The 10,736-nt window shown below is 50.2% G+C and carries 13 protein-coding genes; 6 read left to right on the top strand and 7 right to left on the bottom strand.

The features are described from left to right. Positions 1–416: 416 nt before the first annotated feature. The 5 genes from PsW64_RS13135 (at position 417) to PsW64_RS13115 (ending at position 4,483) form a co-directional block, all read left to right on the top strand. Positions 417–866, top strand: a complete 450-nt coding sequence (locus PsW64_RS13135; RefSeq protein ID WP_063303892.1) for a GNAT family N-acetyltransferase — start codon at positions 417–419, stop codon at positions 864–866. Positions 867–1,141: 275 nt separating this feature from the next. Further along, positions 1,142–1,834 (top strand): TenA family protein, encoded by a 693-nt coding sequence (locus PsW64_RS13130; RefSeq protein ID WP_063303891.1) that lies wholly within the window; start codon positions 1,142–1,144, stop codon positions 1,832–1,834. A gap of 371 nt (positions 1,835–2,205) precedes the next feature. Then, positions 2,206–2,952, top strand: coding sequence for an amino acid ABC transporter substrate-binding protein (locus tag PsW64_RS13125; protein WP_057465114.1), 747 nt, complete (start codon positions 2,206–2,208; stop codon positions 2,950–2,952). A 128-nt stretch (positions 2,953–3,080) separates the two neighbouring features. Next, a complete protein-coding gene (locus PsW64_RS13120; RefSeq protein WP_057465115.1) occupies positions 3,081–3,755 on the top strand; it encodes an amino acid ABC transporter permease in 675 nt (224 codons plus the stop codon). After that, on the top strand, positions 3,752–4,483 hold the full coding sequence (locus PsW64_RS13115) for an amino acid ABC transporter ATP-binding protein (protein WP_063290350.1): 732 nt from the start codon (positions 3,752–3,754) through the stop codon (positions 4,481–4,483). The genes PsW64_RS13120 and PsW64_RS13115 overlap by 4 nt, the downstream gene beginning before the upstream one ends. 45 nt (positions 4,484–4,528) lie before the next feature. Here the strand turns inward: PsW64_RS13115 and PsW64_RS13110 are convergent, their stop codons facing one another. Continuing rightward, the gene (locus PsW64_RS13110) at positions 4,529–5,479 is read right to left on the bottom strand and encodes a threonine/serine dehydratase (protein WP_063303890.1); all 951 of its coding nucleotides are present in this window, start codon (positions 5,477–5,479) and stop codon (positions 4,529–4,531) included. Between the two features lie 74 nt (positions 5,480–5,553). Next, positions 5,554–6,726 (bottom strand): M20 aminoacylase family protein, encoded by a 1,173-nt coding sequence (locus PsW64_RS13105; RefSeq protein ID WP_063303889.1) that lies wholly within the window; start codon positions 6,724–6,726, stop codon positions 5,554–5,556. 239 nt (positions 6,727–6,965) lie between these two features. Here PsW64_RS13105 and PsW64_RS13100 point away from each other — a divergent pair, with 239 nt between their 5' ends. Further along, the gene (locus PsW64_RS13100) at positions 6,966–7,331 is read left to right on the top strand and encodes a hypothetical protein (protein WP_063290347.1); all 366 of its coding nucleotides are present in this window, start codon (positions 6,966–6,968) and stop codon (positions 7,329–7,331) included. 15 nt (positions 7,332–7,346) lie between these two features. On the opposite strand, the gene PsW64_RS13095 is transcribed toward PsW64_RS13100, so the two are convergent. From PsW64_RS13095 to PsW64_RS13075, 5 genes are all read right to left on the bottom strand, one after another. Then, entirely contained in the window at positions 7,347–8,000 is a 654-nt protein-coding gene (locus tag PsW64_RS13095; RefSeq protein ID WP_063303888.1) for a class I SAM-dependent methyltransferase, read from the bottom strand. A 7-nt stretch (positions 8,001–8,007) separates the two neighbouring features. Beyond that, positions 8,008–8,436 (bottom strand): EVE domain-containing protein, encoded by a 429-nt coding sequence (locus tag PsW64_RS13090; protein WP_057461924.1) that lies wholly within the window; start codon positions 8,434–8,436, stop codon positions 8,008–8,010. An 83-nt stretch (positions 8,437–8,519) separates the two neighbouring features. Further along, positions 8,520–8,810: a YciI family protein gene (locus tag PsW64_RS13085; RefSeq protein ID WP_057461912.1), complete on the bottom strand. Its 291-nt coding sequence runs from the start codon at positions 8,808–8,810 to the stop codon at positions 8,520–8,522. Between the two features lie 85 nt (positions 8,811–8,895). Further along, entirely contained in the window at positions 8,896–9,906 is a 1,011-nt protein-coding gene (locus PsW64_RS13080) for an NAD(P)H-dependent glycerol-3-phosphate dehydrogenase (protein ID WP_063303887.1), read from the bottom strand. A 10-nt stretch (positions 9,907–9,916) separates the two neighbouring features. Then, positions 9,917–10,399: an NUDIX hydrolase gene (locus PsW64_RS13075; RefSeq protein ID WP_244271790.1), complete on the bottom strand. Its 483-nt coding sequence runs from the start codon at positions 10,397–10,399 to the stop codon at positions 9,917–9,919. Positions 10,400–10,736 lie beyond the last annotated feature (337 nt).

The raw sequence follows: 10,736 nt of genomic DNA, 5'->3' as shown, positions 1-10,736 counted from the left end.
GTGACCGCATGGTTTGAGGGGAAGGGCCCAGGACTATAGGGTATCACGCGGTGACAGGTGCAGATGTACCGGCAGTAAGACCTGCTTTTGCAGATGTGTTTGTCAAAGACGGAGGAACTGTTTGGGCATGGAAACGTGTCTGGATAAGCCACTTTCTTTCCGGGAAACCGGCTATCGTGCCTTATAGGCAAAAGAGGCGACGTTGTTCATCCAAAGAAAGCCCGGGCAAGGCGTGTAGCCAATGCTGAAGAAACATTTTTAAACAAGTAGCGCAGGCATTGCCTGCCGCCTTGCTCATCCCGACTTCCGGGAATTCTGGTTCAACACTGCATGGGATGCCATGTGGTGCTATTGGTGTTTGCGGGAATACTTTACGTAGAGGTTATGCTAGGTTTATCCCAAATTATGGGGGGAATATGCAAACACTTGAAATTAGAGCTGCGCGGTATGATGAGTTGCCTGAGGTCGCTCGCATGTACCGGTATTCGCGAGACCGATGCCTTTCATTTATACCTAGACTGCACACGCCAGAAGAAGATCTTTGGTTCTTTCAGAATATTGTTTTTAAAGAGAATGAACTGACAATAGTCATGGGAGATGAGCAAATCATAGGTATGATGGCCACCAAAGATGACTGGGTAGAACAGCTTTATCTGGATCCGCGGCACCTGCGGAAGGGCGTTGGTACAAAGCTCTTAAACCAAGCAAAAGCTCACTCTTCCGGAAATCTGAAGCTTATGTGCTTTGTTGAGAATGTGGATGCGAGAGCATTTTACGAAGCGCATGGGTTTAAGGAAGTGAAGCGGACAAGTGGTTCAGAGAATGAAGAAGGTGCACCAGATATTTTGTATGAGTGGAAGGCTTAGTTTTCCCGCCAAAGTAGAGGGTGCAGTGTGGTGCAGTACGACGGGCGCGAGATGATACCCCTAAAATTGCAGGGGGCATATACGGTGATTTCCGTCTAGTGCAGCGTAACTCTGAGTGGCATTGTTCGAAGTAGATGTAAGCCAGAGCACTTTGCGTTTCTCAAGATTGACGCTTCCTGCTCTTAGCGTTTTTGCCATGCGTGTCCTTTTGGGGAATATCCGAACCTCTTTTAGGAGGATGCGCTTCAGGACAATGTGTTGGGAGGCACACGAGAATGCTGAACACTGCAAGTTATGCCAACTACAAGATCACTCATACGGATGAGACCTTTACGGATTGGCTTGTGAAATCTGCAGGACCTGCTTGGAATAAGGCGATCAATCACCCGTTTACCAGTGCTGTTGGTAACGACACAGTGAGTGCCGAGGTGTTCACCCGTTACTTGTTGGAGGATTACCACTACATTCAGGACTTGGCATCTGCGCTTGGATTCCTGATTGCCAAGGCGCCGACAATGGCTGCTAAAGCACGGTTGTCAGGCTTTGCGCAGCAACTGACTTCTAATGAACTGGGCTATTTTCAGCGCACCTTTAAAGAACTGGGCATCGCGCCTGAGGTTTATGAGGCTGCCAAGCCCAATACGATTACCCGGGCAATTGGCGCAACGCTGTTGTCGACAGCTGGCAAAGGTCACTACGTTGATGGCATGGCAACATTGCTGGCTTCGGAGTGGATCTATCGCGAATGGGGCCATCGGGAAGCTGCCAAGCCACGACCTGAGCGGTTCTACCTTGCTGAGTGGGTTGAGTTTCTGGCGACCGATGAGTTTGGAGAGTTCATTGAGTGGATTAAGCGGGAAGTGAACTCGATTGGCGAAGAGGAACGCGTGAAGCGCCAAAGCGAGATCTCAGAGAGCTTTACTCATATGTGTGAGCTTGAAGCAGAGTTCTTCGATATGGTGAACTGACAAAAGGCTTCAGATCTGAACCAGAAATGCTCTCTGTTTTGCGGGGAGCATTTTTTTTCAAAGGGGGAGGTCCCTAGTTATACGTATTGGCTAAAAACTAGGGGTAACTGCACGTTTTACCTGTAACATCTCCATGATATTGCTGGAAAATTGCAGAAAATGACAAGATGTTCTCAAATGAGATTTTGTCTCGGTACGCCTTATAGGAAGTATTTTTTATGCATGTGAGATTATGTGGCATCTAATTCTAATAAATTCCAGTATTGGTAGTTTATTTGATTTAAATAAGCTCACAGCTTCGCTAATTGTAGAAAATTTTCCTCATTCTGATAGAACGAGCTCAACAAAATAATAGTAATCAGGAATAGATTATGTTCTCTCGTTCTACTGTTGCTGCACTTGCCCTTCTCGTGGCTGTTCCTGCTCAGGCTGAAACAATCCGTGTGGGCATGTCTGGTGGGTATTTCCCATTCACATTTGTTAAGCAAGATGTTCTGCAGGGCTTTGAAGTTGACGTTGCTCGTGCGATTGCTAAGCAGACTGGTGATGAAGTTGAATTCGTTACCATGAGCTTCTCCGGTCTGATTGGCGCTTTGGAAGCTGGTCGCATTGATACTATTGCAAACCAGATCACCATTACACCTGAGCGTGAAGCCAAGTTCACCTTCTCCCAGCCATACGTTTATGACGGTGCGCAGGTTGTTGTAAAAGCTGGCAACGAAGAAATCGGTGGCGTTGAAGACCTCAAAGGCAAAAGCGTTGCTGTAAACCTTGGTTCCAACTTTGAAGAGCTTCTGCGCGGTTTGCCGTTTGCTGATGAAATTGACATCCGCACCTATGAAAGCAATCTGGCCCAGGATACCGCACTTGGCCGTGTTGATGCGTTTATTCATGACCGTATCAGTGCAACTCAGGTGATCAAAGAAACTCCGTTGCCACTGGCTCTGGCTGGTGCTCCATTCTCTGAAATTCGCAACGCAATGCCGTTCCGTACTGATGAAGATGGTAAAGCTTTGGCTGCTAAGGTAGACGTTGCAATCGACGAACTGAAAGCTTCTGGCAAGCTGGCTGAGATTTCCGACAAGTGGTTTGGAGCGGACATCACCAAAGCTGACTAAGCTGTCCGTTCAGAATTAGTAAAGCAGTTCGCATCTAAGAATCTTTGGTGGAACTGCTTTTCCTTTTTCATGCCTTCGGGAATTTACTCTCGTCGTTCGAGGGCATGCTCTAATAATAAGAACTGATTATGCGCGCCTTAGATCTGGACTACATGCTCGGCCTTTTGCCGATCCTTTTAAAGTACTTACCCCTAACCTTGGGTATGGCAAGTGTGTCCATGATTTTGGCGCTTATACTTGCATCGCTGTTTGCAATTATCCGCGTGGTGCGCTTTCCTGTCTTGGATGCAATCACGCGGCTCTTTATCAGCTTCTTTCGCGGAACGCCGCTGCTGGTGCAGCTGTTTTTGTTCTACTACGGTTTGCCGCAGCTGTTTTCGTTCCTCACTGCGATTGATGGGGTTTCAGCTGCGATTATCGGTCTGACTCTGCACTTCTCCGCTTATATGGCTGAGAGTATCCGTGCAGCGATCCTGGGTGTAGACCGTAGCCAATGGGAAGCAGCAAAGTCGATTGGTATGTCTACTGGTCAGATGATGCGCCGGATTATTCTACCGCAAGCCGCGCGTGTTGCTGCGCCAACGCTGATTAACTACTTCATCGATCTGATCAAAAGCACCAGTCTGGCCTTTACGCTTGGTGTGACTGAATTGATGGGTGCTGCGCAGAAAGAAGCAGCAGGAAGCTTCCTGTACTTCGAGACGTTTATTGTCGTTGCCGTTATTTATTGGGCTGTGGTTGAGAGCCTTGCTTTCGTTCAGACCCAAATTGAAAACCGACTTTCAAAGGCTGTTTCCAGATGATCCAGATCCGCGGGCTCACAAAAATCTATAATGGTGTCCCTGTGTTGAACGGGATCGACCTGGATATCAAAAAAGGCGAACGCATCGCCATTATTGGTCCGTCCGGGACTGGTAAATCCACTTTGCTGCGTTGTCTCAACTTCCTTGAGACACCAGAGCAGGGTGAGTATGTTCTTGATGGCAAAAGCATTGATGTTCAAAAGGCGAATTCCGCGCAGATCAAAGAGATGCGTTTGAGGACAGCTTTTGTGTTCCAGAACTATGCTCTGTTTGCCAACAAGACAGCACGTGAGAATATTGCTGAAGGCTTGATCACCGTTCGTGGTGAAGCCAAAGAGACTGCGTTTGAGCGGGCGGATGAAATTCTACGGGACATCGGTCTGGCAGATAAAACAGATGCTTATCCTGCGTCTCTTTCTGGTGGTCAGCAGCAGCGTGTTGGTATTGGCCGGGCGATGGCGAGCAACTCAGAGCTGATGCTGGTTGATGAGCCAACCTCTGCGCTTGATCCTGAGTGGGTTGATGAAGTGCTGCAGCTGCTTACCCGCGTTGCGCAGGCTCATCAGACGATGTTGATCGTGACCCATGAGATGGCATTTGCAAAAGAGATCGCTGATCGTGTTCTGTTTATGGAAGGTGGGCGCATTGTTGAGCAGGGCCCACCTGAGAAGATCTTCACGAGCCCAGATGATCCAAGAACCCGCAGTTTCCTGCGTAAAGTTCTTTAGAGAATTCCAAGAGCGGTACCTCCATACGGATGTACCGCTTTTCTTTTATCGGCCAGACAGGGTGTTGTTGACCTGAATGAGTTCAGCGTTACCACCACACAATAAGACACCGATGCGCTCGCCTTCTTCTGGCTTGTATGCACCGGAGATCAGAGCTGCCAGTGCAGTCGCGCCGCCTGGTTCGACGACGAGCTGCATCTCTCTCCAGAGACGGCGTTGCGCGGCGAGAATAGCGTCATCCTCAACAAGGATGGATTCTGCGATGTGGTTTCTTGCGACCTCAAACGGGAAGGTGCCGCATCGCTTTGCACCAAGTGCGTTGGCCGCGATGCTGTTCAGTTCGACATCAACTGGCTCGCCGGCTTTAAGCGCTGCGTTCATGGAGCAGGAACCAAATGGCTCTATGGCAATGACTTTGGTGGGGCTGTTTGCATAGTAGCTTGCGACACCAGCTGCGAGGCCTCCGCCGCCGACAGCCACAAGGATGGTATCCAGATCGGGGCTTTGCTCAGACCATTCTAATGCTACGGTGCCCTGACCGTTGATTGTATCTATGGCATCGAATGGATGAATATCAATTGCGCCGGTTTGCTGCTGGTAGTGGGTGCAGAGTGCTGCAGCATCCGCATAGGCAGCGCCTTCGACATGGACGTCTGCGCCGAAGCTGCGGATCTTATCGATCTTCGCTGGATTGGAGATCTCAGGGACGAAGATCTTGGCTTTTTTGCCAAGTGCATGGGCTGCACAGGCAACGGCAGCGCCGTGATTGCCACCTGAGGCTGCTGCTATGCCAGCTTCAGGAATTGAGTTGTTTAGTAATGAGTTGAATGCTCCACGTGCTTTGAAGGAACCTGAGTGTTGCAGGTGTTCCAGTTTCAAAGAAATGGAGTACTTCAGGCCAAAAGTGCCGTTACCGCTCACAATAGACGGAGTTTTGCGAATGTATTTCTGAATTCTTTTATGAGCGACTTCAATGGCTTGTTTAGATATCTGCACGGTAATAGCCTGAATATTTTATATATAGAGAAGCCCCGGAAAAATCCGAGGCTTCGAAAATTGCAATGTGCACTTTAGGTTGCTGGCATCGCAGTTTCAACCAATTTAATGAAATAGGAACAGCCATATGGAATAGCTTCATCGTTGAAGTCATATTTCGGATGGTGCAGTCCAGCAGACTCTCCGTTTCCAAGGAAGATGAAAGCACCCGGCTTTTCTTCCAGGTAGTAAGCAAAGTCCTCGCCGCCCATGGTTGGGTCGATGTTTTCATCCACTTTGTCTGCGCTGCCAGCAATTTCAGCAGCAATCTGGGTTGCGAATTTGGTCTGATCCGGATGGTTTGATGTAGATGGGTAGCCATCTGCAAAATCGTAGTCCACGCCAGCGCCGTTTGCAGCACAAACGCCCTCGACAACCTGCTTCACGCGTTGAGCAGCTTGCTTGCGGACATCTTGGTCCAATGTGCGGATGGTACCACCCAGTTTCGCTGTGTCTGGAATGATGTTGTATGCAGTGCCAGCCTGGAAGAAAGTCACTGAGATTACAATCGACTGCAGTGGTCCAACATTGCGGGATGCGATGGACTGCAGCGCAGAGACGATCTGTGAGCCAACCACAACAGGGTCGATTGTGTTGTGTGGGTATGCTGCGTGGCCGCCGACGCCTTTGACTGTGATGGTGAACTCATCGGTGGATGCCATCAGCGGGCCAGAGCGGGTTGCGAAGTGGTCAATCGGAGTGCCTGGCTGGTTATGCAGGCCGTAGATCTCGTCAACGTTCCAACGGGTAAACAAGCCGTCGTCCATCATTGCTTTTGCGCCAGCGCCGCCTTCTTCAGCTGGCTGGAACACGAGAATGACTGTGCCGTCGAAGTTGCGGGTCTCGGCAAGATATTTTGCGGTGCCCAACAGCATTGCGGTGTGGCCATCGTGACCACATGCGTGCATTGCGCCTTCGTTTTTGGATGCGTATTCCTTGCCGGTTTCTTCGGCCATTGGAAGGGCATCCATGTCAGCGCGAAGGGCGATGGATTTGCCAGCGCCACCGTTGCGGCCTTTGATAACACCAACTACGCCTGTACGGCCAACACCTGTAGTGACTTCATCAACGCCGATCTCTTTCAGAATTTCGGCTACTTTTGCTGATGTCCGGTGTGTCTCATAAAGAACTTCAGGATGTTCATGAAAATCACGGCGCCAAGCGGTGATTTCATCGTGCATTTCTGCAAGACGATTAATGGTTGGCATCGGAGCGCTCCCTCAAATACTTCGGATTCTTATTGAGATTAGAAAATGAACCTCACTTTGGCCCAGTGCAGTGAAATATTGCAAGAGCAAATCAGTTGCAAAAGGGTCAGTTGAGTAAAATTAAATGAACTGCCAATGCCGCTCCTTAACTAACCCGAGGACAGCTTAGTCACGCTAAGTTATCGCTGACGTCAGGTCACATATTGCACGTGGTTTAACTTCAACAGCGGTGAGGCAGTATGGCGATCTATCGGAGTGTTTTTCGGAATGTCACAGAGGAGAAACAGCAATGGATGTTCCTCAACAAAGCCAATCGATACACCAGCCTTTTGCCTGCCAAAGCCGAGTTTGAAACTGGTCCTTTTGATTTTCGGCGCAATGTCTCGATCAATCTTCTCGTGAATGGTGGTCTGTTCGGGACTTCTTTGCGTTACAACTCCTTGCGGGACAGTTGGAGTATGTGGCCGCTGACCAGTGACTTCTCGCTTCAGATTGATAAGCGGAATGTGATTGTCGAGTGTGCTTTGACATCCCCCTATAAAACCGATGCGAATGTAGAATCGCTTGCTCGGTTCTTTGAGGAAATGAGCCGACCTAGCCGGTAATTGATACTCAGAGAGTCAAGAAAACGCGTAGACGGATGTCTTTTTTGTCTCGTTGTCTTCCAGCTCTCGTTGTACTGGAATTTCATAGGTTTGCAGGTGGGTGAGACGTGAGGTTGGGAAATAGGAGCGTCGAGGGTCTCCTACCAAAACCGGAATTAGCTTTTCCTTAGGACTGGAGTCCAACCAACTGAGAACCCGTGTGGTCATATCCGGGTCGTAAAAGACATCGCCGCAGCAGATCAGGTCGTAATTGCCAAGAGAGCTTTTTAAAAGATCTTTAGTGCTGACTTTGATTGTAACCTGGTTCAGCTCTGCGTTGATAAGTGCAGCATCGGAGGCGAACGGATCAATGTCTGCTGCGACAGCTGAGGCTGCTCCGGCTTTCATTGCAGCGATGGCGACGAGGCCTGAGCCGCTGGCGAAGTCGAGGATGTGTTTGCCTTTAACAGTCTCGGGATTGTCGAGAATGTAGCGTGCCAGTGCTTGTCCGCCTGCCCATGCAAATGCCCAGAACGGGGAGGAGACTCCGAGTTCTTCCAGCTCCTCTTCACCCATGCGCCAGAGATCGACGCTTTCATCTGCCAGGTGAAGGAATATAGACGGCGCATGAGGAACAGGGTGTTGCCGTGTCTGTTCCAAAATAAAAGCGCGCCGGTCCGTAATTTTCATCGTGAGATCAGACCTCAGATGGGTCCATTCCTGCCATTTCCAGAACCACGGCCCATTCTTCCGGCTTTACCGGCTGAACAGAAAGACGCATGGAAGTCACGAGGGCCATATCGGAGAGGCGTTCTTCGGCCTTCACTTGCGCCAGTGTTACTGTCTGCGGAAGGTCTTTGACGGCTTTGATATCGACGCATTCCCAGCGTGGATCATCGGTTGTGGAATCCGGGTGTGCGAGCGCGCAGACCTCTACGATACCGACAACTTCTTTGCCAATGTTGGAATGGTAGAAGAAGCCCCGGTCTCCGATCTTCATGTCGCGCATGAAGTTGCGGGCCTGATAGTTGCGTACGCCGTCCCACTCTTCGCCTTCTTCACCCTTGGCTTTTTGATGATCCCAAGACCACTTGTTAGGTTCGGATTTGAACAGCCAGTATTGCAACTTTGCCTCCATTAAAAAGAGCACCTGCCTACAATGAGAGACTGGTGCTCCAGAATTGACGTGTTGTAATACTTACAACAAAATTAGGCTTCCGGGTTCTTAATTACCCAGTTCCAAGGACGGATCTCAACAGATTCAAAGAGGCCTGCGAGTGAATAAGGATCTTCATTAGCTACTGCCAATGCTTCGTCCCTGTTCGCAGCTTCTACCAAGACCAGCGAACCCGTCGGAGATACGAGGTCATCACACATAAAAGGACCAGCTGCCTTCAAGCGATCACCAAGACCTTTGAGAAAATCGAGATGGTCTTGTCGTGTTTTCTGGCGAAGGTCTTCAGAATGCGCCTTATCAGTGCAGATGAGAGCGTACAGCATATTGGATACTCCAGTAGCAGGTTTTCAACCTAACCATTTGATCCCTGATATACAACCAGGCAATTCCTAGCTTAAAAGGATTCTACTAGGGGTGTGTCTCTCGTTTGAGGGGGCGCGTCATTAAGTCGCTCAAAGCCTGTGCGACGTCGATTTTCCCAGCTACGATTTGTGACACGGTGTTTGCAATTGGCATGTCGACACCATGTTCGGCTGCCAAGGCGACCGCGATATTAGCGGAGTGAGCGCCTTCTGCAAGCTTTTGTCCTGGTGCAACCAATTCCTGCGGAGTTCTACCCTGTCCGATCTTTAACCCGAAGGCAAAATTTCGTGATTGGGTTGAGGAACATGTGAGGACCAGATCACCAAGACCAGACAAGCCTGTGAGCGTTTCGCTTCTGGCATTGAGTGCCATGCCGAGGCGGGTCAGTTCTGCGAAGCCACGGGCCGTCAAAGCTGCCTGTGCGCTGGCGCCGAGGCCATAGCCGACTGCTGCGCCGCATGCGATTGCGAGCACGTTTTTGAGGGCTCCGCCAATTTGTACGCCGATAAGGTCATCAGTTGCGTAGGGGCGGAAGCTTTTTGAGGCGAGTGCTGCGGAAAGCTGGTCTGCAACTCCACCGTCTTCAGCGGCGATTGTGACGGCTGTTGGCAAGCCCTTTGCCACGTCATGTGCGAAGCTTGGACCGGACAGCGCTGCCGGGATGGCATCAGGCGCCACGGACTTGATCACCTCAGACAGGAGCTGGCCGGTTGATTGCTCGATGCCTTTTGCGCAGAGAACGATTGGTGTTGCTGGCTTTAAGAACGGCTTGATCGCTTCTGTCATCGCCCGCGTTGTTTGCGCTGGGGTGACGAGCAGAAGCGCGTCGGCACCGCTCACAGCATGCTTAAGGATGCCGGTTGCGGTGATTTGCTCTGTCCACTCGATGCCGGGCAGGTACTTCGGGTTCTGTTTGCTGGCGTTTATTGCGGCGATGGTTTCCGCATCGCGGGCCCATAAGGAGACTTCCCGACCTGCTCTTGCGGCTGCCAAAGCGAGCGCAGTTCCCCAAGATCCTCCGCCAATTACAGCGATCTTGTTTAGAGCAGTGGTCATGTTGTTTTCCTTATTGGGTGATGTTCAGTCGTTCACACAGTTGCTCAAGAGGGATATCGAACCCTCCGTGCATTGTTAGCTTGGACTTAGTTTCGTTGTCTGCCAAATCAACCCAGAAGAAGCGAAAGAGGATAGGATCTCCACCGTCATTTGGGCTCATTTCGTAATGATCCCAAGTCTGCTTTGCTTTTTCCTGAATTTTGAGATGGAAAAATTTGCGGCGGTGTAGCTCCGGACCTGAGGTGAGAGCGTCGTCATACAGGAAGTCATGCCCTGTGAACTGTTCAAGTGCGCCGGAAACACTCAGGCCGGTTTCTTCTTCAAACTCGCGTTTGGCAGCCTGTAGATAGCTTTCGCCCGGATCCAATGTTCCACCCGGCACCTGCAATGTGCCTGCGATGTCTGTTTCCGGTTCGTCAAAAACGAGAAGATGTGTGCCGCAGGTCATGTAGACGTAGGCTTTGTGCCGAGGCTGCAATGTCGTTTCCACCATGAATCAATCAAATCAATGTTGTTTGAATTTGGCAGATGTTATTTGCAGGAGTTTGTTGCAAGCAAGGCGTTATAGCAGTTTGCACATAATAAGCAGCATGACACGCGCTTTAGTGCCACATGGTTTTACCTGTAGCGTGGAACTGAATGCCCCGAAAGTTCGGGTGTGAGCAAGGCGAGCAGGCAGTGCCTGCGCATTGTAAGTAAATTAGTTTCTTCGGCATTGGCTGCTCGCCTTGCCCGGGCGTTTTTGTATGAAACAAGGTCTCCTCCGAAAGGCATTGGGAGCAGGCACTATCAACGATGCACACACTTGCCAGAAGCAAATGCGATTGTCG

This window comes from Pseudovibrio sp. W64 (assembly GCF_001623145.1).
Classification (GTDB): domain Bacteria; phylum Pseudomonadota; class Alphaproteobacteria; order Rhizobiales; family Stappiaceae; genus Pseudovibrio.
Note: the sequence above shows the minus strand (reverse complement) of the source record. Positions and strands in the feature narration are given on the sequence as shown.

Coding starts and splice junctions, on each gene's coding strand:
- PsW64_RS13135 (WP_063303892.1), top strand. CDS start 417: ATGCAAACACTTGAAATTAGAGCTGCGCGGTATGATGAGTTGCCTGAG.
- PsW64_RS13130 (WP_063303891.1), top strand. CDS start 1,142: ATGCTGAACACTGCAAGTTATGCCAACTACAAGATCACTCATACGGAT.
- PsW64_RS13125 (WP_057465114.1), top strand. CDS start 2,206: ATGTTCTCTCGTTCTACTGTTGCTGCACTTGCCCTTCTCGTGGCTGTT.
- PsW64_RS13120 (WP_057465115.1), top strand. CDS start 3,081: ATGCGCGCCTTAGATCTGGACTACATGCTCGGCCTTTTGCCGATCCTT.
- PsW64_RS13115 (WP_063290350.1), top strand. CDS start 3,752: ATGATCCAGATCCGCGGGCTCACAAAAATCTATAATGGTGTCCCTGTG.
- PsW64_RS13105 (WP_063303889.1), bottom strand. CDS start 6,726: ATGCCAACCATTAATCGTCTTGCAGAAATGCACGATGAAATCACCGCT.
- PsW64_RS13100 (WP_063290347.1), top strand. CDS start 6,966: ATGGCGATCTATCGGAGTGTTTTTCGGAATGTCACAGAGGAGAAACAG.
- PsW64_RS13095 (WP_063303888.1), bottom strand. CDS start 8,000: ATGAAAATTACGGACCGGCGCGCTTTTATTTTGGAACAGACACGGCAA.
- PsW64_RS13085 (WP_057461912.1), bottom strand. CDS start 8,810: ATGCTGTACGCTCTCATCTGCACTGATAAGGCGCATTCTGAAGACCTT.
- PsW64_RS13080 (WP_063303887.1), bottom strand. CDS start 9,906: ATGACCACTGCTCTAAACAAGATCGCTGTAATTGGCGGAGGATCTTGG.
- PsW64_RS13075 (WP_244271790.1), bottom strand. CDS start 10,399: ATGGTGGAAACGACATTGCAGCCTCGGCACAAAGCCTACGTCTACATG.